This is a genomic window from Rhodopirellula sp. UBA1907 (assembly GCF_002337565.1).
Lineage (GTDB): Bacteria > Planctomycetota > Planctomycetia > Pirellulales > Pirellulaceae > Rhodopirellula > Rhodopirellula europaea.
This window is the reverse complement of the sequence record NZ_DDGH01000066.1, coordinates 71,418-91,496: the sequence shown is the minus strand read 5'-3', so window position 1 is coordinate 91,496 and position 20,079 is coordinate 71,418. Positions and strand designations below refer to the sequence as shown.

Sequence of the window (20,079 nt, the reverse complement as noted above, 5' to 3'; positions counted from 1 at the left end):
AAAACGAAGCAAGCCTTCATCAAACCGACAGCGTTAAGCGCGATTGCGTTTCCAATTCGAAGGATCAAACTCCGATACATATTTGGTTGAGACGACAGCACCTTCGTTGCACCTACTTGTCAGTTGTATTTTTCAATCGAGACTTAGCGAGACGAGATGCGTTGGTCTCGTTGTTCTCGGCGTTTCTGCTGAACCCTGGTTTCGATTGTACACTTCTCGCTTTCACGCGGACGAAAGTCTTGTGGTTGCGACTTGAACGACAAGTCGTCAAACCGTTGGTGGGATCAGTGTTAGAATCTTTTTAAAGGTCAGCTAGCAGAGGCTAGGCTTTGCAAAGACGTTCATGCGATTCGAGTTAATTGTGGTTGCCAAATTGAACATCCGAGTGATTGGAATGGGAGTCGCTGGTTTGGTTGTGGCTTCAGCGACGTTGATTTCAAGCAATGAGCCGGGTATCGGTACATTCGATTTGCAACATCCGGAGGTCTCGTTGACCCAATTCGGTGACGCGAAGCGATCGGATCAAACCGGTGCGGATGCCAAGTTCGTGGGACGGAAGGTCTGTCGCGAATGCCATGAGACCAACTTTGATTTGCATGCCAATCATGGTCATGCATCGACGTTTCACCAGGTTTCTCAAACAGACCTGCCCGAAATTTTTGCCGACACGAAGTTCGACGGCGGGGCAAATCACGGGATTTACGAATACTTCGCCGATGACCAACAGGCGTTGTATGTGCGTCTTCCCGCAGAGTTTGGCCAACAGGCGTTTCCGCTTCAGTACGCCCTAGGATCAGGACAGCATGCACAAACGATGTTGACGCTGACAACATCAGCCGATGGACAGACCGAGGGAATCGAGCATCGGGTCACTTGCTATCACAACGAGAGGGTCGGCATCACTCCTGGGCATTCCAAGAAGATCCCGAGCAATGCCCTTGAGTTATTTGGTGATATGCAGCGTGGTGAACCACTGCAGCGATGTGTTGATTGTCACACCACTCAGGGCGAAGTGGTGGATGCGAGCGTGAAGGGCTTGGTTGCGAATGTGAATTGCGAGAAATGCCATGGGCCTGGTAGCGAACACGTTCGCGTTGCCCGGAATACGCCCACGCCGCCGAAGTACTCCGTTGGGCGAGAGGATTGGGATGGTGAATCAGAAATTCAGCTTTGTGGGGATTGCCATCGGTTGCCCAAGAATCTTTCCGAACGCGAAGTTCGAGAGTATCCGGATCTTCTGGCTCGTTTTCAGCCCGTCGGGATGCTTCGAAGCCGTTGCTATCTGGAATCCAATGGGCAGATGAGATGCACAACCTGTCACAACCCCCACCAAACTATACAAGCGGTGGCGAAAGACCAGCACATTCACGCCTGCATCCAATGCCACGACAATCAGAACACCGAGCATGTGGTTTGCAGCGTTTCTACTGACAGCGGCTGCATCGGATGCCATATGCCGCCGCTCGAGATGGATGAGGGCCTTCGCTTTCACGATCACTGGATTCGCGTCCGTGAAGAATGAGACGATGTTGCTTGCAAACGCGACTGAACAATCTGAAACGAAAAGGAGCCTTCCCGAAAGTGTTCGAGAAGGCTCCTTTGAAAACTGGTTGTGAAATAGATCAGAGTCTTAAAAGCTAAAACTCCATTTCGATCGTCTCGCGAGACGCTTTCGTCCCGAGTGCTCCCCAAAGACCGTATGGGCTAGCGGAACCCGGTGCACGTGGACCAGGCTGGTTGCGACGAACCGCTCCAGCACTCTGGTTGCCAGCGTCAACCGATTCAGTGATGAACTTCACTGCTCCGTCGGTCAGCAAGACGTGAACTCCGCCTTGGTGTCGGCTACTTGCAGTGTGAGTGCCACTGCTGTCAATCCACGTGCCCACGCAGAGTTCTGCATTGGGTGGACGGACTGTGAACATTTGAGTGCACATCGCACGGAAGTTGGCCCAGTTGGCACCACGAGCCTCGTGGTTGTTGGAACTCAGTACCGCAGGGTCCGTGCAGTTGGGGCCGCCGTTGCACCAGAACAGTGGTCGGTCAGGATCAATTTCATTGTTGTCAACGCAGAACAATGGGTTGTCGTTCACCGCGTTGGAACCTTGACGGCGCCATGAGGCAGCCGACCGTTTGTCTCGATCGCCTAAGTCGGTGATGATTTCGCCCATTGCGATTGTGTTGGATAAGCCATCCAAAATATCACGGAAACGGGCCGATCGGCGAATCATGAACACTCCTCGCGAAACGGAGTTGTAGTTTCCAATGGCCCAGTTTTGCGTACGTGGTGTGAGATTTCCGTTTCGGCTTTGGTGGTGCTGTTGACCAGGTGAGTCGCCTAGGCACAGTGCGTAGTTGGTTCGTCCGAGAGCAGGCAGACCCTTGCCCGGGTCGCTGGGGCAGCGCAACGTCGGAATATCGGTTGCCCACGGGATATATCCTGGATTACGAGCGTAGTTCCGCGGGTTGGGGCCCATCGCGGGCCAGCGCGGTGGATTGGTCAGTCCCGTGTTTCCGGGAGGTGCCGCACCGGTAACCGTCAATGTGCTGGGATTTGCGATCATCTCCCAAAGCCCCTGCTGTTCGAAGAACGATGTCAGTCCAACCAATGCACTCAAGCATTCATGGTTAGCATCGTGGCCTCTCTGCCACCATCGATTATTTTGCAGCCCAATTCCCGTGCCACCACCCTGAACCGGCAACTGGTTGAATGCGGAATGGTAGTTGTGCAGGGCCAAACCCAGCTGTTTAAAATTGTTGCTGCAACTCATGCGGCGTGCAGCTTCTCGGGCCGCTTGCACGGCAGGCAGTAGCAGTCCAACCAGGACTCCAATGATCGCAATGACGACCAGGAGTTCCACCAGTGTGAACCCAGCGGACTTCTGCGTTTGGGATTTCATGCGGTATCTCCACTCAGAAAAGTAACGAAAAAGAAGAACGGGCTTGCCAAGCCCCTTTACGCCTCTGTAGGGGATGTAATCGTACCCCGCGAGAAAAGAGCGTCGCAACGATGCAAATTACGCATCTTTGTTGTTGATTTGCGTGTTGCCATGACGTTTGGTTTCAGGTCATTTTCAACAAGACGGCGAACAACTTTCTGTTGAAGTTCCGTTTGGTCGAACGTTGTCTCTTTACTCAAGCGAATCCATTGTCATGCAAAAGCTCGCACTCGCGGCAGTCGCTGCCCTGTTGTTTTCCATTCCAGTTGGTTGTGAAAAAGAAAGTAGCGTTGTTGAAGCGCCTCCCGTCAGTGAAGAATCATCCATGGATGGGATGACGGAAGACGAATACAACGATGCGATGGAAGAAGCTTTGAATCAGCAATAGCTTTGTTCCTGCTGATTTCTCGCAACGTCGACGACGAACTTGAGTTCGAAATTGCTTGACGTCACTCCAGCTAGAACCGAGTTTGCCAGAAGAAATTGTTCATACAAAGAAGCGGGTGTCAGCATTTGCGGACCTCCGCTTTTTAGTTTCTCAGGTTGGAAAATGCGAACCAAGTTGGTTGACGGATTGATCGAGTTCGTCACGCGGTTCGAAACAGAAGAAGCGTGCGTGACGTTTGGACCCGTTCCAACTCAATTCAGATGGTGGCGTGTTGCTTCCAAACCCCTACCAGCAAACAAGTGAGATCGAATCATAGCAGCCAAGAAAAGTCTTCTTTGTGCTTCGCTTTCCCGTCGCCATTTTGTTGGCGTCGATGACATTGTGTGCGGTGGGAATGTCCGTGACGTGGACCATCGATCCCATCACCGTGTTCTTGATGGCATTGGGGTGGGGATGGGTTTGCTGGCCAGTTCTTTCGTTGTTGGGGAAGAAGCTGGCCAGTCTGTTTCGCGTTCAGTTGTGAGAATCCAAAATGCGATTAAGTATCGGGTTTGGTACCACTGCCTCGGCTCCCAGTGTGTTGATCCAGTGACTGGAAGCCTCGGCCGCACTGAGCGTGTTATTTTGCGATCGCCTTTGCGACGACTTCGGCGACGTGTTCGCCGAGCAGTTGGGAGCCGGCTTGCGTGTAGTGCACGTTGGCTTTTCGCTGTGTGGACGCGTGCTCCATCGCGAAGTCGTAAAATGGATCGGTTTGGATGCGACCGACCGATTCCATGACTTTGGCGGCGGCTTCGTTGTAGCGTGGTCCGTCCTCGGGCAATCGGCCGCTGGCTCCCTCGGGAACCGGAGTGGTTTCTCGCCAGATCACGGTCGCGCCGGTGGCTTTCAACTTTTTCGCGATCGTTTCTAGGTTGGCGACGTACTCGTCGAGTGGGACTTGTCGTTTGCTGGTCGGTAGCTTCGGATCGGCTAAGTTCTTCCCGTTGGGCCCCATGAATTTCAGGTCGTGCAAACCAAAGTTGAAGTGAATCACATCCCACTTGCGGTCACCCAACCACGAGTCGAGTTGTTCCAGACCGCGAGTCGTTGGACCACAGTTCGTTCCGGGACGAAACACGTTTGCTTTGCCTTCGAGGGCTCGTCGGGCGTCCAGCATGTAACCGATCGAAATGGAATCACCGATCAGCAAGACGTTGTTGAGTGACGGATCGACTTTGGGTGGGGCAAATGGGTCGTTCGCACGTGCTTGACGTGGCGGCGCCTTTTGGGTCGGTTGATCGGCATGCCCGACTTTCAAGAAACCGGATGGGACGAAAGTTGCCATCGACAAGACGGCGGCGGTGAGGATGCTGAGACGACGGTGGGTCATGGTGAGGCGGTCAGGTGGAAGGAGGGACGGAAGGTGAGATTCAAGTGGAACAAACAGAGCGAGCAACGAGACGAATGACGCATGCCGAATCCAGAACCGTGTTGCGAATCTTGGATGCCAACGCGAATCGCGCTGGCGAAGGGCTTCGGACGCTCGAGGAGTTCGCTCGCTTTATCTTAGACGATCATAATCTGACGGACTGCCTGAAGACGCACCGCCATGATCTGGCGATTGCAATGGGACGCTGGAACCGGTTGCAATTGATCGAATCCCGCGACACACCGGGGGACGTGGGCACGGGGGTGACGACTGCAAGCGAGCAGTCTCGAGCGGATCTATCGGAGGTGGTTGCTGCCGCAACGACTCGGACCCAGCAAGCGTTGCGATGCTTGGAAGAATACGGAAAGACAACGGATCCAGAATTCGCGGCGAGCATCGAGTCCATTCGCTACCAGTGCTACGCCACGTTCCGCGATTTGGAATTGAAGGTCGCGAGTGTGAACGATCGTTCGCGAAAAATTCGTGAGGCGAGGTTGTATGCCTTGATCGCTTGTGAGCCCGACGCGGAACGTTTGGAAGCCCGGATTGATGAGTTGGTCGATGCTGGAGTCGACGTGATTCAGCTTCGTGATTCGAGCGTTGATGACCGGACTTTGTATCAGCAGGCCACTCTGGGAGCGGTCATTGCGAAACGACATGACATTTTGTGGATGATCAACGACCGAGCCGACATCGCGGTGGCGGCGGGCGCCGATGGGGTTCATGTGGGACAAGAAGAGGTGCCCGTGGATGCGGTACGGCGCGTGGTGGGGCGGGGTCGTTTAATCGGTTTGTCCACGCATGACATCGAGCAAGTTCGCGAGGCCGCTCGAACCACGGCGGACTACATCGGGTGTGGGCCGACGTTCCCGGGAAAGACCAAGTCGTTCGATCACTTTCCAGGTTGTGAATTTTTGAAGCAGGTCAGTGAGGAGGAACGAACGGGCGATCACAATCTACCGGCCTTTGCGATTGGCGGCATTGGACTGGAAAACATCGAGAAGGTCGCGCAGTCGGGGATCGGACGAGTTGCGGTCACGGGAGCGTTGGCTTCTCATGAAGGGCTGCATCAGACAGCACTGGGCATCCGAGAAATCTTGGAGCGTGTTCCGCTTCGAATGACGCCCGACTCAGGTGATGTCTGTTCCCATCCGGATGGTTGAGCCGAAGGAACGTTTGTGAGTACTCGTCGATTTTGCTTCGTTTCAGCAACGCTTGCGTGGATACTCATTGCAATCGCGACGCAGTCCAACGTATTCGCGGACGAACCCTCGGTCACTTCGATTAAGTTGAGTGATCCAGAGTTGAATGAAAGCAGTGGAATGGTCTTTTCATTGAAGGATCCAAGCTGCATTTGGTCGCACAATGATTCGGGCGATCGAGCGAGGTTGTTTGCTTTTGATTCCGAGACTGGCGCAGCGACTGGGCGTTGGGAATTGACAGGTGTCACGGCAGTTGATTGGGAAGACCTCGCGATCCTTCCGCCACTTCAAGCCGATGGGCCGGCAAGGTTGGTGATCGCGGATTGCGGCGACAATCAACAACAGCGTGACCACATCGAACTATTGATCGTCGATGAAATGGATCCGCGGAAGTCAGGCGAGGTGGCGAGAGATCACGTTCATGTGCTCCGCGTGAAATACCCGCATGGTCCGCAAGATTGCGAAGCGATTTGGTTTGACGAACCGTCCGGAGAATTGATCTTGTTGTGCAAGCGATTCACGCCTTGGGTGGGGCTGTATCGGGTTGCATTGGTGGATCGTTCGAGCGGCGAGTTGAATGAAGACGTTGAGGCCGAATTGATCTTACGGTTGCCGCTGGCCATGGCCACGGCGGCGGATCGCGATCCAGCGACAGGCGACGTTTGGGTTTCGACGTACTGGCAAGCGTTCAAATTTGCCAAGGCGGATCACGCAACGTTGAAACACCAGATGTCTCAGACTCCCAACGCAATCGATTTGCCAAAATTGAAACAGATCGAAGCGATTGCAGTCGATTCAAAATCAGATGTGTGGGTCACCAGCGAAGGCAGCCCCGCTCCTTTGGTTCGATTGAATATTCGCTGAATAATGAATGTAGATCGCCGGAAGCGATTTCCCGAATTGAATTGTCACGGAAAACAGAAGAGAGACAGATGTTTGAAATCGAACTGAAATTTCGCGTCGCCAATGTTAGCGAACTGCGAGAACGATTGGCGGAGAATGACGCGGTGTTGGTCTCGGAAAATGAGAACCAAGACACGTATTACAACCATCCGTCACGTGACTTCGCCGAGTCCGGGGAAGCGTTGCGGGTTCGCCGAATTGATGGAACGCCGCTGGTGACTTACAAGGGATCCAAACGGCCGGGGGCGGTGAAGGCACGCGAAGAATTGGAATGGCGTTTGGATCCCGGCGATCCAACTGGCGAGTCGATGGAGACGTTGTTTGATCGACTCGGTTTTCGCAAGGTCGCGACGGTTACCAAGCAGCGAGAAACGTTTCACTTGGGATCTTCAAACCCGATGACGGTCACGATCGACCGTGTCGAAGGGTTGGGCGAATTTGCAGAGATCGAACGTGTGCTGCATGAACGTACGCCGAGCGATGAAGCCGTTGAAAAGGCTCGCGGGGAAGTCATGGACTTGGCTTCGGAGCTAGGTTTGAAATCGCCCGAGTCGCGAAGCTATCTGCGGATGCAACTCGAGTTAGCGAGTGGCTGATTTGATCGAGCTGAGTCCGCCGTCAACCGCGATGTCTTGCCCGGTGATCCAAGAGTTCTCAGGAGCCAGGAGCCACGCGATCATCGATGCGATGTCCTCTGGTTTTCCAAGTCGACCCATCGGATGCATGGCTCGACTGGCATCGGCGGAACGTTCGTTTTGCCAAATTCGGGAGGTCAGGTCGGTTTCGACCAAGCCCGGTGCAACCGTGTTGATACGAACGTTGCTGGCTCCGTAGGTTGCCGCAGCGGCGCGTGCCATGGCGGCAACGCCCGCCTTCGCCGCGGCGATGGCTTCGTGGCTGGTCAGTCCGATCGCGGCACCGCCGCTGGACATCAAAACGATCGAACCGCCGCCTTGTTTTTTCAATCGAGGTGCGATCGTGCGAACCAATCCAAATGCGGTGATCAGATTGGCTTCGATCACGGACTGCAATTCGTCTTTGCTGGTCAAGTGAGCTGGTTTCAATAGGATCGATCCGGCCAAGTTGACCGCGCCGTCGAGTCCGCCGAATTGTTCGAGCGTGTAGTCCGCGACTCCGGCCAGTCCGTCCCAATCTGTCGCGTCGCAGACCTGAAATGGTTGCTGGAGTTCGTTGGCGAGTGCTTGCAGCTTTGCTTCGTTCCTACCAACCAGCATCACCTGATGACCAGCCGCGACGAGTTGTTTGCAGAGTGCGGTACCGATGCCGCCACCGGCACCGACGACGATGTATTTGCAGTTAGCCATGGTGGGAAGTCGCGTCTGGCGTTGAGTGTCTTGGAAACAGTCCACAGTAGGACGATGGCAAATTGTGATCGTCCCAAGGCTTTGCGAGTGTTGCCGGTGGTCGGGATCGGCGATCGGCTGATGGAATCAAATGCGACGATTGTTCGGAGGGGGCGCGTTCGACCGGTCACGCACGTCAAAGCGGCGATTCCATGTGCATCGGGCAATCACCAGTTCTTTGGGTTTGCATGATCGATGGTCGATAAGAGTTTCATGGCACCGATGAAATCAGCTTCGCGGCGGTGACCTCCCAATTTTCGCCGCCATCGGATTGATTTGCTTTCACCTCTCCAACGGAATGATTCCGCCATGACCAAAAAAGATACTTTTCGCGTTGTCGCTCGCGGCCGAGATGGTTCACTTCAAATTCGAGACTACACATCGCTCGATCCTTTGACGGATCATCACGAGCAAGTCGGGATTGATGACTGCAGCACGGACCTCGCTCTTCGAGGGATGCCGGTTTTTCGTGGCCTGATCGGGCCGATGCCGGAAGGCAAGAACATCGTTCGCTACGAAACGCCAGAGGTGTTTGAAATGCTGACGAAGGAATGGGGCATCACAAAGCCGAAGAAGCGTCGCCGTCGTGCGAGTGAAAAGAAGGCCGCCGAAGCTTCCACGGATTCCGCCGAATTGGTTTCTTGAGGCCGGTGATTGCCGGTTCGTCGACCGAGCTCTGCAGTACTGAACCGACTTCGCTGTTTTGAACAGTGACGTCGTGGTGTTGTCGTTGATTGCTATACCGCAGACGGCGAAGTCTTGCTCGCGGGATCGATGAACCTATGGGATCGATCTCCAGCACTCCGCTCATTAAGCGGATGTGTTTGGCGGTGAATCATGATAGGCGGCCGACGTAACGATGATCGGCATGCTCTCTGCGTTGTATGCCGGCACCGCCTGAAACATCTGACAACAGCTGCGAGCAGTCGCTCTAGTTGAGCGAGATTGTGTCTCGGTCAGGCTGGCCCGGCTGACTCGCCATGGGTGTCTTTGATTTGCCCAATGGCAGCTGATTGTTGCGACCAAATTGGGCCATCCGGAGGGTTGCGGTTCGGTCCAGAATACGATTTGATTCCAGTCGACTCGATCGCGTTGGCAGTCGAAGGCCACGAGTCCTTGAATTTGACGCCAGACCGGGACTCGTGGCCTCGTCCACTGCTCTAAAAGTAAGTTGTGACAGCCCCCGCGCAATGCCGCGTTGCCTTTTTAGCTCGAGTCGGATCATCTCTGAAAAAACGGTCGCCGGAGCCGTTGAGAAGGTCGCCACCGAGCAGAATTGGCCTAAATGGTCGGCAAGTGAATGGGCGTGCACCTTTCGGGGGGCCGAAAACTTTCGGATCTCGCTATCGAAGTGCGATAATGCGCACTTTGTTGCGGGATAAGCATCCGTTACGCACTCCTAGCGAGGTGCTAGCCTTGACAGGTCACCATCACCACCGACTTGAAAGTGGTGAGGGTTCGACTTCTGGCGTTTTTCAAGGCTTGGATGATCCCATCATTGGGAAGGGGCTGACCGTGATTGATTCTGCGAACGAGAGTGCAGCAGTTTTCTTATTGACTCGACAAACAAACGGAGAGACCGCACCGATCGACCTGAAGTCGTTGATCGAAACGGGATCCGATTGGTCGGTCATACCGTGTTCTTCGAGTGATCAACTGTTGGAATGGATCTCGGAAGGTCGATTGGAACGTCCTGGTTGTTTGGTCGTGGACGTTGAATTGATCGGAGACGGTTTTCAACGAGTGCAGAAGGCTCTTTCCGAAGCGAGTTGCAGTGCGCCGCTCATCCTGGTCGCTGGCGAATTGCCAATCGAAACCGTTGTTCATGCGTTTGAAAATGGTGCGTGGACGGTCGTGTTGAAATCAGCGGACAACGCAAAGAAGTTCAGCGGTTCGCTACGTGATCACATTCGCCAAGCGATTGACTGGGATCGTTTCCAAGTGGGAATGGAAAAGGCACATCGCAAACGCAATCGAATCATCGATGGTCTGACCGAACGCCAACGCAAAGTGCTCAACTGCGTGATGGAAGGGATGCCGACCAAAGCGATTGCGGCCAACTACAACGTCTCGAAACGTTTGATCGAATTTGAACGAAGCCATCTGCTTTCTGCTTTTGGCGTCGGTGGGACCGCTGAACTGACCGCAGTGGTGGGCGAGCATCGCATTGTCGAGAAACTCTTGGATCGCTATCACCGATTCGACTCAGCGGAAGTCGGACGTGCCTTCCAACGCCCAATGGCGCTGCGTGGTTCCGTATCAAGATCAACTGCTCAAGTTGACGAGTAACCAAATATCCTTCCAAGGCTCGATCAGAATTATCCGGGGCAGATCGAAGAGAATTTCTCGACGATTGGACAGTTTGGTCGAGTCTTGGAAGGATTGTTCTGTAGGCGTGCGAGGTGATGTCTCGCTCGCGTTAGCGGCGAACTTCTAATTCAACTCAACGATCACCCTGTCAGCCAATTCTATCGGTTGACGTTTCCGCCATCCGCGGTGGTGGACCGGACCATTCCGGGGAACCAATCTTCCATCGTCTGCGTGATCCCACTGAGCGATTTTCTGCGGATCGTGGGAGCTTCGATTGGCCCGTCAACCTCGATCGTCCACAGCGTGTAGCGATTGTCTCGCAGCGGGTTGATGACTTTGCTGAACAAGTTCTGCGGACTCACTCGAGTGTTGAATGACATGTCGAGGTGTTCGCGACGACTTAGCGTGCCGCCGCCTTCGAGTGCCACCAGATCGCCCCAGAGCACCAAGCGGTTGAAGTTCAGGTCTTCGCCAAAGATCGAAAATTCGGTCTCCCCATTCGTGAAGGCGACGTCTTCGGTGGCTTTGATGCGAAGCAAGTTCAACACCTGAACAAGGTATGGCAACTGGTACAAGTTCGCGCCGCTGACACTGCCGCGACCGTTGCCCTTCAGCAAATCCAGATCACCCAAGCGGCCCTCCAAATGAGAGTCGCCATCGAAGCGTCCGGTGATGCCGGTGCGATGCTGACCGATCTCGGCGAGGCAAGTCGCGATTTGTGCGTTGGCCAAAGCGGCATCGATTTCGAAGTCACCTGAAGAAAGCAACACGCCTCCGCTAAGACTGATCTTGCCTCCGAACAAAGCACCGACGATCGGCACACCACTGCCGTTAGGGTCGGGATTTGGAGAAGGCAACCGTGCGTTTTCACCCAGGCGAAGTTGTTCGTTGGTGATCGAGAACGGGCCACGCAACGAAGTGATCTGCAATCCATACGCATGCATGGAATCCAAAGCGATGTTCCCGACCGCCTGCAGCACTTCTGCATCGCGGACGCCCTGCACTTGGATCTCGCCTCGTAATGAATGGACCGGGCCAACGTCCGCGATTCGGTTGCCTTCCAGTTGAAGCAGCAGGTCCCAATCGATCACGGGTGTCGATGTGTCATCGTTCGCCATCAGCAGATTTGTTTTGCCGCGGAGGCTGATCGGACCACGCAAATCGAGAGCACGCATCGCGCGGCCGACTTGTTCCGGCATTGCTGCGATCAATTCCTCGTCGGGGACCAAGCGACAACCACTGTGCAGATCCATCGCCAACAACCAACGACCTGATGGATGTTGAATGCATGTGCCGTCGGCAACCATTCTTGAACCGTCATGTCGGCCGCGAAGGTTGCTGATACGGACTTCGTTGTCCCGGTACTCGACATGACCACCGACGATATCGATGCGGTAAGGGACCGCCACGGGACGAAGGCTGAGCGAGTCCGGGGTGACTTGACCGGAATCGTTTTGATCGGCAACCAACGTCAAGTCCAGCGGATTGGTGCCGGACTGATGGATGTGGACATCCAATTGGTCGAGAGTTCCGCCTGGTGAGAGTGAATCCCAAATGTGTCGGGTTGATTCGGGCAGTGACACGCGGAGCGATTGGTCCATCGACAAATCCGCGATCTGGAAACGAAGGTTCAATTCCGAATCCGCATTGGTCGCTGCGGTTGGATTTGGAATCCGGTACAGGCCATTGCAATCGACCTTTGCCGAACCAGCGTTGTTGGCGGTGAAACCAATCATTCGCACCAGATCGTCTTTGATCTGCACTCGGCCTTCGACGTTGTAGAGAGGATAGGGGAACTTGTCGTAGCGAAGCGTTCCACCAGAGACACGAAAATCAAACTGACGGGATGAGTTTCCGTTGGCGTCAGTTTCCAGTGTTGCTGTGGCCCACTCGATCACGCCGCGTGGACGCAACGAACGAACAAACTGCTCAACCTTGGATACCGAACGGGACGTGCTAGTTTCGATCAACTCACTTGTGGTCGCGGATACGCTGCCTTGGTCGCTCGATTGGGCTTCGCGAGGTGTCAGCGATGTGATCAGGGCATCGTCGATCAGGACCGATCCTTCCGTTTGGATCGTGACTTGTTTGGTATGAACTTTGGGAGCGTCGGGATCGAGTCGAACTGGAACGCGAAAGCCGCAATTGACTCGTTGTCCGCCGGCGCGTCCGGTGAGTTGTTCGGCAGTGGCGAACCCGTTGTCGATTCGGATCGTGCCAACGAGTTGTTCGACCGGGTAAGGAAACTTGTCGAACTGCACATCGATTCCACGGATGTCGACTTCTGATTGCAAAGTCCATGCTTTGGATCGAAGTGGAGCAGGATTGGTCGCGTGGGCACGCAGGTTCAATCGTCCGTGAGCTTGGAATTTCTGCCAAAGGTCATGCAGCTTTTCGGGCATTGCTTCCGCGAAGGGGCGATCAAGTGTCAGGCCTTCTCCTGTGAAGTGGAAGTTCGTCGGTCCAAGGTCAAAGCTGGTGCGAGATTGACGAACCAGGGCCGCGGTGCCGCGGAGCGTGCAATGGGCGTCGCCAAAATTGGCTTGCGTTGGAAAGAGTTTGATTTGTTCAGGCGTGATTTGAATTCGTCCGCGAGCTTGGCGAATTTTGGATGGCAAGCGAGGGTCGTCTAAGTTGCCATCGTGCAAAACCAAGTCGAGTTCGAATTGGTCCGTCTCGTTTTGTTTGGTGTATTCGGCGGAGAGGTCACCATGCAAGCGAACGCGTGCTTTCGCCGGCAGCCATTTGGAGATTCGCGAACGGACTCGCGCGATGATCGCATCATCGATGTGGCAGTCCTTGATCGTCGTCTTCAGTCGCAGTTGTTCGTTGGTTCCATCCAGCAACTTGTCGTACGCCAATTCGATTGGGCCGCTGAAGTTGCTGTCGCCGCGCGCGAACACCATTTTGCGTTCGCGAGATGTTCCTGCAATCAGTGCCGCATCGTCGTTTGTTGTTTCGGTTGAGATGGCGATGTCCGACCATCGAAGTTGGATCGGCTGCATTGCCGCCGAAGTGCTTCCCGGTTCTGCGTTGCCGTCTGAGGATCCGCGAGAAGCGGCTGCTTCGAAAGTCACGTTTGTTACCACGCCATACAGATCGATCTGCGGGCAGGCCGGTCCCATTTGCGGTAACGGGTAGAGGGTCTCCAACGAGATCGCATTGTCCTGGGCAACTTGCACGTTCGCGACGACACCCTCAATCGCGATGCGACGTGTGGAAAGAGGGCTGTCTCCTGACATCCACTTTTGCGGATCCAGGTCAGCGAAAACGGTGAGGCGTTCGATCTTGACCGCGGGCTGTTGCGACCACCATTTCGAAACCAAGTTGGCTCGACTGGTTTTGGGGCTGATCTCGATCGACTCAAAGATCAATCCAGTTCCGGCTTGGAACGTTCCCCGCTGGATCGTTACATCCCAATCCGCGTAGTGTTCGGCGAGCGACTTCTCGAAGTAACGCCGGGCTTGTTCACCGACGGTTTGAGGCAGCAATGATTGAATCAGGAAACCCGTCAGGGCGCACGTGATCACCAGTACCACTGCCGTTTTGAAACGGCCGGCTTTGCGGCGAGGCGGATTTTCCTGACCCGGTTCGGTCAAAGGCCTGTCTCCTCCTTGAGACACGGATGAGCGTTGGGCTCGATCCTACCGGGTCATTTCGTCGCCCAACCACCCCAAAAAGCTCGCAAAACGGTAGATCCAGGGGCTCTGCCAGGGGGAGGACAGGCTGGTCGAAACCGAAAATGCACTGGCGGCCAGCAGCACGAGCGTGAAATACCGGCCTTGGATCTTTTCACTCAGCGAACTCAGCTCCGGAACCAGACTGTAGAGCCATAGGGGAGCAAACCAGAGCATCCAGCGGAAGCAAACACTGACCCCACCATAGTTTCGGTCGATTTCGGGACGTGCAACGTAAAACAGCAGGCACACGACGCTCGCCAGTGCGATCGCAGCGGAAAGTCGACGCATATAGCCGGGCCCGTGACGGCATCCCGCGACCATGCCAACGGGAACGAGGAACCAAAGCGGTGTGATGGAGAAAATACCGTAGTAACCGAGAGTCGCGTGAAACAGGTACGCGATCCGGCTGGGTTCACCCAAATCGACCCCGCGACGTTTGTCTGTCCGCCAGTAACTTCCGGGGTAGTCGTACCAGTCGTCCCAAACGAACAAGGACCATCCGGAACCGGATCGAGCCAGTTTGTATTGGGTCTGGACTGGATTCCCTTTCGTGTCTTTCTGCTCAGCGATGACCTCGTAACCGCCTTCGTTGAGTTCGCGGAGGTCGATTTGAGTCGCGGTCCGAAGCGTTTCGCTGTGCGACGACGACACATCGATTTGATTGATCGACGGTGTGGAGGGAAGTTCGATCACCTCGATCTGTTCGCCTGCACTTCGGTGGGCGTATGGTGTACGCAGGCTGCCGTGAGCCCACATGTTGGTTGCGAAAATTCCGATCAAGACAACGCTGGCACCCAAAGCAAAACCCGGAATCGATCGAGGATTCATCCAGCCAAACAACACCGCCCAAAGAGCCAACATGGAAAGGGCGGGCAGTTCGCAGGCAACCGCAAATGCGGCTGAGGCTCCCGCGACAACCCAAGGGGCGAGCTTGGGGTGGTAGGTGATTCCAGAGAACGAATCGCTCATCTTGTCGGCAGCTCGGAGGTACAACCAAAGCGTCAACGAAGTCGCCGCTGCGGCGAACAAATGATTGTTCAACGAGATTGCAAAGGGAACCATCATCGTGCCAAAGCAGGCGGCAGCAACTCCCATTCGTCTCGCATAGTCCGACGCGCCGATCAGTTCGACGATCAACGCCATCGTCACCAAGAATATCGCGAGCACTGGCAGGTTGATCAGCATCAAAAGCAACCGAGGCACATAGATCGGTTGCTCGGTCATCGTCAGACCGGTCGTGTGGTGCACCACGCCATAGACGCCCGCAACCATCGTGACCAACAAAGTTGGCTTGCTGCTGTAGTAATGCAGTTGGCCGTCGGAGCCGACATGGCGCACCTTGTCGATCGTGTTCCAAGGTCGACGTTTGCCGTCTTCGGATCGAATCGAAATGGGGCCATCAATCGCGAATGTGTGTTCTTCCACCAACGAAGCAACCGTGCACCAACGGCTGCGATCGTTTGCACTCAGGAACGCCGTGTCGCCTTCTTTGCTGGAGACGACGGCGATACGTCCGGCAACAATCGCAAGCGTCGCGACGATCATGATCGCGTAGGTGTTGCGACGATGTTGTCGCGGTATCTCGTGTTTACGCATCGTGAGTTGGCCCCGTCGAATCCACATCACTCGACGAAGTCGACTGATGGTTGGGTTCGCCTAAGCCGGCCCAATCCGAAACGCTGTATCCCGATGCATTGGGGAGAAGACGAGAACTATCGTCAGTGTTCAATATGGAATTTGTTTGAGCGTCGCTCATGTTCATCATTTCTCTGCGGTCGCGAGCCGCGGCGACGGAAATCACCAGCTCGGCCAGCAATCCAGCCAGTACGCATTGGGCACCAAGCAGGACGGCCAGGATGCAGTAGTAGAAGATTGCGGTTGAATGAAGGTGCAGGACTTCGCCCTCGCCCATGCGGGACCAAACCCATTTGATGCTAAGGTAGGTGATTCCCACCGAGCCCACCGCGAAGCACAGCAAACCAGCGGTGCCAATCAGGTGAAGCGGTCGACGACCGTATCCGGTCACGAGGTGGATGCTGAGCAAATCCAAAAATCCTTTGACTAGTCGCGAAACGCCGTATTTCGACACGCCGTGTTGTCGAGCGTGATGCTGAACAACAATCTCGCCCACTCGAAAACCACGGGCGGATGCGAGCACTGGGATGAACCGATGACGTTCGCCGTACAGATCGACTTCGGCCAAGACTTCTCGGCGATAGGCTTTGAAGCCGCAATTGTGATCGTGCAACCGAACACCAGTCAGCGAACTGACCAGCGCGTTGAAGACTCGGCTGGGCAGTACTTTGTGCCAAGGATCATGGCGAGTTTGCTTCCAACCGCTGACGACATCGAGTCCGCCTTGGATCTTTTCTAAGAAGCGAGGAATCTCGGTTGGGTCGTCCTGCAGATCCGCATCCATCGTGAAGACGATCGACCCGCGAGCGACGGAGAAGCCGGCACTCAAGGCAGCCGCCTTTCCAAAGTTGCGACGCAAGCGCAACGCACTGGTTGAATGGGATTGGTCCGATTCGGTGCCGCAAAGCGAGACCATCTTCTGCCATGTTTTGTCGGTCGATCCGTCATCAACGAAGACGATTTGAACGCGAACGTTTTGTTCCGCACAAACATCGACAATGCGCCCGTGAAGTTCGGCCAATGACGCCTCTTCGTTCATCGCAGGTATCACCACCGAAATTTCTTCGAGGCGGTCGGGACCGGAGGCCGGCCGGCTCGGTTGCGGTTCAGGTGTCTGAATTCCAGCCGACAAACCTGGCGTGACCGGCGCTGGCGAGCCAAGCGGAGACGAGATCGGAGAGGATGAAGTGTTCATTCGCGTATAATACTCAGGTTGAAGCCCCTTGCCACCTCTGGGGGGATTGATCTTCGTTTTCTGGAGTTTCAATCCGCCAGTTCGCTTCGTTGCGAATTGTTGGTTGGCTGCCTATTGTTTCGATCGATGTCACCAAGATCGTCTTTCTCGATGGTGACATTCTAAGTTTGTTTCGATCACGATGAATCAATTCCGCATTGGAGGCTGTCGCCATGTCAAAACCTGAAATCCTGTTGCGTGGTAGTCGTTTTGACGTCATTGCTTTGGACTTACCGGGGCGGGATGGTCAGTCACACCGACGCGAATTCATTCAGCATCCCGGCGCCGTGGTGTTGCTGCCTTTGGTCGACGAAGACACCGTGGTGATGATCGAGAATGAACGTCCGGCGGTGGGCGAAACTTTGCTGGAATTGCCTGCGGGAACACGCGATCCCGGTGAAGAGGTGCTGGTGACAGCGGCCCGCGAATTGACGGAAGAAACCGGCTATCAAGCTGGTGATTTGAGCGTCGCCTGCGAGTTCTATTCGGCACCCGGGTTGGGCAACGAGCTGATGCATTTGGTCGTTGCCAAAGACCTCACCGCGGGGGAACAACAGCTTGAGACGACCGAGCGGATTGAGACCAAATTGATGCACCGAGAAGAGCTCTTAAAGCTCGTGCAGACGTGTCAAATTCGCGACGCAAAGACGCTGATTGGATTGCAGGCGTTCCTGTTCCAGAAAATCTAAATACCGACGAGAGCCAACCGGTTGACGGGATTCGCCCAAATTTTCAGGCGGCCGAAATTGCGTTTTCCTTCAGTCGGACGTCGGCTCACCAAGCCAGAAAACGTTTGATCAATTCGATGCCCGGCTCGGTCAAAAAACTTTCTGGATGAAACTGCCAACCTTCCAATTTATGTTGGCGGTGTCGGACTCCCATGATTTGCCGATTTCCTCCCGTGTCCGTCCACGCTCCGACGATTAAGTCATCGGGAACGGTATCGGGATCAATCACAAGCGAATGATATCGCGTCGCGGTGAATGGATTCGTCAGCCCCGCAAACAAGCCCCCATCGTCGTGATGAATGCCGTCCGTTTTGCCATGCATCAACTCGGGAGCCCGAATGATTGTCGCACCAAAGGCTTCGCCAATTGATTGATGCCCGAGGCAAACTCCCAAAATCGGAAACTTGCCCGCGAAGCGTCGCACGCATTCGACGCTGACCCCGGCTTCGGTGGGAGTGCACGGTCCCGGAGAGATGAGTAACCGTTCAGGGGATAGGGATTCAATTTCGTCTGGAGACAGATCGTCATTGCGATGGACTCGGATTTCCGCCGACGGATCAATTTCACCCATTCGCTGAACTAGGTTGTAGGTGAATGAGTCGTAGTTATCGATGACCAAAATCATGGCGGCAAATCCGAGTGGCAACCGATTGGGTTGCGGAAGTGGTGGCAAGGCGGATTCTGTCGGAGCGACAAATCAGGCGGAACGGCAATGTCAAGATGAATTCGTGACATTCAAAAGGAAAGGATATTCTTGCCGAGTCAAGACGTAAACGCTCTTTAGAAGGTTTAGCCGGACAGCGTATAATGGGTGACTGACCGCGACGCGAAGGCATCTTCGCGACGAGATAGATACGAACTCTTCTTTGGACTCTTCATCGTGCTTTCGGTTCGCCCAAAAGTTGCTGAACTTGCGTTTCACTTGTTCAGTCGATCGCTGCACCCGGAACTTCTCGTTGTGCATCAAACGCGAAGGATCGAACGAGATGGCTACGATGCCAAGATCGAGGTGACCAACTGCGGTCACGTGGTCACGTTCAATTCAGCATCCAACGCTGAGTCCGCGGCGACCACGCTTTGTGAGGTTGCCACCAGCGCTCATCAGCCCTTGCCATCGCGTCGTTGTTTGATTCGGCAATCGCTGAAGGGAAGCCGAACGGAAGAAGCGACTTGCCGATCCGGATTGTCTTACCGGTCACACTTCCAGCTCGAAACGGTCGATCCCAAAATGTTCTGGATGGTTGGCCAGCAATTGGGAACCGGGCCGACCGAAGGTTTGCTGCACCGTTTTGATTCGAGCGGTCGGATGGCACTCGGAGCAATCAGTTACGTCAACATCGAAACACGCCGACGTTCCATGCTGATTCAGGCGATCCATACTTTTCCTGATGACTACGCGATCGTCAAAGTGGAATCGCTGTTCACTCTGCCAGAAGCCGACGCAACTTCGGCTTGAGCACGACGCGAGCTTTTCTTTCTCAGCAACTGCACCGGCAGTGGAAGTCGGTCCTCGATCGCTTGATCGGCGTCATCGATCTCATGGATGGCATCGCGGTGCACGGCATCGCGGGAAATCGTTCGCAGTACCAACCAATCGGTGAACTGTCCGACAACGAATGTTCGTTGCTGCATTGGTATCGATCGATTGGGATTCGACGTTTCTATGTCGCGGATCTGAACGGCTTGATGGGATCAGGCCGCCAGCGAAACGCGTTGCTCACCTTGGCGAGAGAAGTTCGTCGCGATGAAATCCTTTGGATCGACTGTGGATGGGCCGGTTCGGTTTCGCAAGTCGACCAGGATTGGTTGAAGCAAATGAACCGCTCGATCGCGAATGGTGCGAGTTTGCGTTGGATCATCGCCACCGAAACAGCGGACTCGATCGACGTGATGAACCGAATGTTGGAGTTTATTGACGCTTCCAATCTGACTCTCAGTTTGGATTTTCGAGCCGGGCTGTTTGTCGGTCCCAAAACTGCCGCCGATTGGGCCGTGGCCGCTCGAGAAAGAAATATTCGGGAAGGAATTCTGTTGGATGTCGCCTCGGTTGGCAGCGAATCCGGCCCAGGAAATGGCGACGTGTTTTCTGACATCGTTTCGCGGTTTGGCGACATGAGTTGGATCACCGGTGGCGGGATTCGCGATATGAAGGACGTTCGCGGACTCGTTTCAGAAGGCTATTCGGCGTTTCTGATCGCTTCCGCGTTGCTGCCGGGAATGGGTGCTGGTCGCACCTCGGAAAGCTCGTGAGACCGGGCGAAATCGTGTTTTGCAGCGGCTTCGCTTGC

The 20,079-nt window shown here is 54.9% G+C and carries 18 protein-coding genes; 11 read left to right on the top strand and 7 right to left on the bottom strand.

Annotated features, from left to right (window positions below):
• Window positions 1-343 precede the first annotated feature (343 nt).
• Complete coding sequence (locus tag B2R17_RS14650) at window positions 344-1,522, top strand: multiheme c-type cytochrome (RefSeq protein WP_236618377.1); 1,179 nt, start codon at window positions 344-346, stop codon at window positions 1,520-1,522.
• A 115-nt stretch (window positions 1,523-1,637) separates the two neighbouring features.
• Here B2R17_RS14650 and B2R17_RS14645 read toward each other — a convergent pair whose 3' ends face one another.
• On the bottom strand, window positions 1,638-2,897 hold the full coding sequence (locus B2R17_RS14645; protein ID WP_008659593.1) for a DUF1559 domain-containing protein: 1,260 nt from the start codon (window positions 2,895-2,897) through the stop codon (window positions 1,638-1,640).
• 253 nt (window positions 2,898-3,150) lie between these two features.
• Between B2R17_RS14645 and B2R17_RS14640 the strand changes: the two genes are divergently transcribed.
• Together B2R17_RS14640 and B2R17_RS14635 are read left to right on the top strand one after the other, a co-directional pair.
• Window positions 3,151-3,324 carry a hypothetical protein gene (locus B2R17_RS14640; RefSeq protein ID WP_236615367.1) on the top strand — a complete coding sequence of 58 codons (174 nt, stop codon included), beginning with the start codon at window positions 3,151-3,153 and terminating at the stop codon, window positions 3,322-3,324.
• Between the two features lie 337 nt (window positions 3,325-3,661).
• Window positions 3,662-3,847 (top strand): hypothetical protein, encoded by a 186-nt coding sequence (locus B2R17_RS14635; RefSeq protein WP_008662828.1) that lies wholly within the window; start codon window positions 3,662-3,664, stop codon window positions 3,845-3,847.
• Between the two features lie 96 nt (window positions 3,848-3,943).
• Here B2R17_RS14635 and B2R17_RS14630 read toward each other — a convergent pair whose 3' ends face one another.
• The gene (locus B2R17_RS14630) at window positions 3,944-4,696 is read right to left on the bottom strand and encodes an SGNH/GDSL hydrolase family protein (protein WP_286764558.1); all 753 of its coding nucleotides are present in this window, start codon (window positions 4,694-4,696) and stop codon (window positions 3,944-3,946) included.
• 74 nt (window positions 4,697-4,770) lie between these two features.
• Here B2R17_RS14630 and B2R17_RS14625 point away from each other — a divergent pair, with 74 nt between their 5' ends.
• The 3 genes from B2R17_RS14625 (at window position 4,771) to cyaB (ending at window position 7,436) form a co-directional block, all read left to right on the top strand.
• A complete protein-coding gene (locus tag B2R17_RS14625) occupies window positions 4,771-5,898 on the top strand; it encodes a thiamine phosphate synthase (protein ID WP_286764557.1) in 1,128 nt (375 codons plus the stop codon).
• A 15-nt stretch (window positions 5,899-5,913) separates the two neighbouring features.
• On the top strand, window positions 5,914-6,801 hold the full coding sequence (locus B2R17_RS14620; protein ID WP_286764556.1) for a hypothetical protein: 888 nt from the start codon (window positions 5,914-5,916) through the stop codon (window positions 6,799-6,801).
• 68 nt (window positions 6,802-6,869) lie between these two features.
• Entirely contained in the window at window positions 6,870-7,436 is a 567-nt protein-coding gene (gene cyaB / locus B2R17_RS14615) for a class IV adenylate cyclase (protein WP_008662824.1), read from the top strand.
• Here cyaB and B2R17_RS14610 read toward each other — a convergent pair.
• Complete coding sequence (locus tag B2R17_RS14610) at window positions 7,422-8,210, bottom strand: SDR family NAD(P)-dependent oxidoreductase (protein WP_286764555.1); 789 nt, start codon at window positions 8,208-8,210, stop codon at window positions 7,422-7,424. The two genes, cyaB and B2R17_RS14610, sit on opposite strands and share 15 nt — an antisense overlap.
• 303 nt (window positions 8,211-8,513) lie before the next feature.
• Between B2R17_RS14610 and B2R17_RS14605 the strand changes: the two genes are divergently transcribed.
• Together B2R17_RS14605 and B2R17_RS14600 are read left to right on the top strand one after the other, a co-directional pair.
• Window positions 8,514-8,849 (top strand): hypothetical protein, encoded by a 336-nt coding sequence (locus B2R17_RS14605; RefSeq protein ID WP_008662819.1) that lies wholly within the window; start codon window positions 8,514-8,516, stop codon window positions 8,847-8,849.
• 870 nt (window positions 8,850-9,719) lie between these two features.
• The gene (locus B2R17_RS14600) at window positions 9,720-10,493 is read left to right on the top strand and encodes a response regulator transcription factor (RefSeq protein WP_037249431.1); all 774 of its coding nucleotides are present in this window, start codon (window positions 9,720-9,722) and stop codon (window positions 10,491-10,493) included.
• 179 nt (window positions 10,494-10,672) lie between these two features.
• Here the strand turns inward: B2R17_RS14600 and B2R17_RS14595 are convergent, their stop codons facing one another.
• Genes B2R17_RS14595 through B2R17_RS14585 form a run of 3 tightly spaced genes read right to left on the bottom strand, consistent with a single transcriptional unit; the run spans window position 10,673 to window position 17,024 of the window.
• Complete coding sequence (locus B2R17_RS14595; protein WP_286764554.1) at window positions 10,673-14,113, bottom strand: AsmA-like C-terminal region-containing protein; 3,441 nt, start codon at window positions 14,111-14,113, stop codon at window positions 10,673-10,675.
• Between the two features lie 45 nt (window positions 14,114-14,158).
• On the bottom strand, window positions 14,159-15,790 hold the full coding sequence (locus tag B2R17_RS14590) for a hypothetical protein (protein WP_286764553.1): 1,632 nt from the start codon (window positions 15,788-15,790) through the stop codon (window positions 14,159-14,161).
• Window positions 15,783-17,024, bottom strand: coding sequence for a glycosyltransferase family 2 protein (locus B2R17_RS14585; protein ID WP_286764552.1), 1,242 nt, complete (start codon window positions 17,022-17,024; stop codon window positions 15,783-15,785). The genes B2R17_RS14590 and B2R17_RS14585 overlap by 8 nt, the downstream gene beginning before the upstream one ends.
• Before the next feature lie 212 nt (window positions 17,025-17,236).
• Between B2R17_RS14585 and B2R17_RS14580 the strand changes: the two genes are divergently transcribed.
• On the top strand, window positions 17,237-17,752 hold the full coding sequence (locus B2R17_RS14580) for an NUDIX hydrolase (RefSeq protein WP_008659627.1): 516 nt from the start codon (window positions 17,237-17,239) through the stop codon (window positions 17,750-17,752).
• 85 nt (window positions 17,753-17,837) lie between these two features.
• Here the strand turns inward: B2R17_RS14580 and B2R17_RS14575 are convergent, their stop codons facing one another.
• Entirely contained in the window at window positions 17,838-18,416 is a 579-nt protein-coding gene (locus B2R17_RS14575; protein WP_286764551.1) for an anthranilate synthase component II, read from the bottom strand.
• A gap of 186 nt (window positions 18,417-18,602) precedes the next feature.
• On the opposite strand from B2R17_RS14575, the gene B2R17_RS14570 reads away from it, so the two are divergent.
• Both B2R17_RS14570 and B2R17_RS14565 read left to right on the top strand, forming a co-directional pair.
• Window positions 18,603-19,247, top strand: a complete 645-nt coding sequence (locus B2R17_RS14570) for a DUF2617 family protein (RefSeq protein ID WP_008659631.1) — start codon at window positions 18,603-18,605, stop codon at window positions 19,245-19,247.
• Window positions 19,244-20,041, top strand: coding sequence for a HisA/HisF-related TIM barrel protein (locus B2R17_RS14565; RefSeq protein ID WP_286764550.1), 798 nt, complete (start codon window positions 19,244-19,246; stop codon window positions 20,039-20,041). The genes B2R17_RS14570 and B2R17_RS14565 overlap by 4 nt, the downstream gene beginning before the upstream one ends.
• The last annotated feature ends 38 nt before the right edge of the window (window positions 20,042-20,079 follow it).

Bases quoted from the DNA above. Each gene is read 5' to 3' on its own strand.
- B2R17_RS14625 (WP_286764557.1), top strand. From the start codon at position 4,771: ATGACGCATGCCGAATCCAGAACCGTGTTGCGAATCTTGGATGCCAAC.
- B2R17_RS14575 (WP_286764551.1), bottom strand. From the start codon at position 18,416: ATGATTTTGGTCATCGATAACTACGACTCATTCACCTACAACCTAGTT.
- B2R17_RS14645 (WP_008659593.1), bottom strand. From the start codon at position 2,897: ATGAAATCCCAAACGCAGAAGTCCGCTGGGTTCACACTGGTGGAACTC.
- B2R17_RS14630 (WP_286764558.1), bottom strand. From the start codon at position 4,696: ATGACCCACCGTCGTCTCAGCATCCTCACCGCCGCCGTCTTGTCGATG.
- B2R17_RS14580 (WP_008659627.1), top strand. From the start codon at position 17,237: ATGTCAAAACCTGAAATCCTGTTGCGTGGTAGTCGTTTTGACGTCATT.
- B2R17_RS14640 (WP_236615367.1), top strand. From the start codon at position 3,151: ATGCAAAAGCTCGCACTCGCGGCAGTCGCTGCCCTGTTGTTTTCCATT.
- B2R17_RS14590 (WP_286764553.1), bottom strand. From the start codon at position 15,790: ATGCGTAAACACGAGATACCGCGACAACATCGTCGCAACACCTACGCG.
- B2R17_RS14585 (WP_286764552.1), bottom strand. From the start codon at position 17,024: ATGAACACTTCATCCTCTCCGATCTCGTCTCCGCTTGGCTCGCCAGCG.
- B2R17_RS14650 (WP_236618377.1), top strand. From the start codon at position 344: ATGCGATTCGAGTTAATTGTGGTTGCCAAATTGAACATCCGAGTGATT.
- B2R17_RS14605 (WP_008662819.1), top strand. From the start codon at position 8,514: ATGACCAAAAAAGATACTTTTCGCGTTGTCGCTCGCGGCCGAGATGGT.
- cyaB (WP_008662824.1), top strand. From the start codon at position 6,870: ATGTTTGAAATCGAACTGAAATTTCGCGTCGCCAATGTTAGCGAACTG.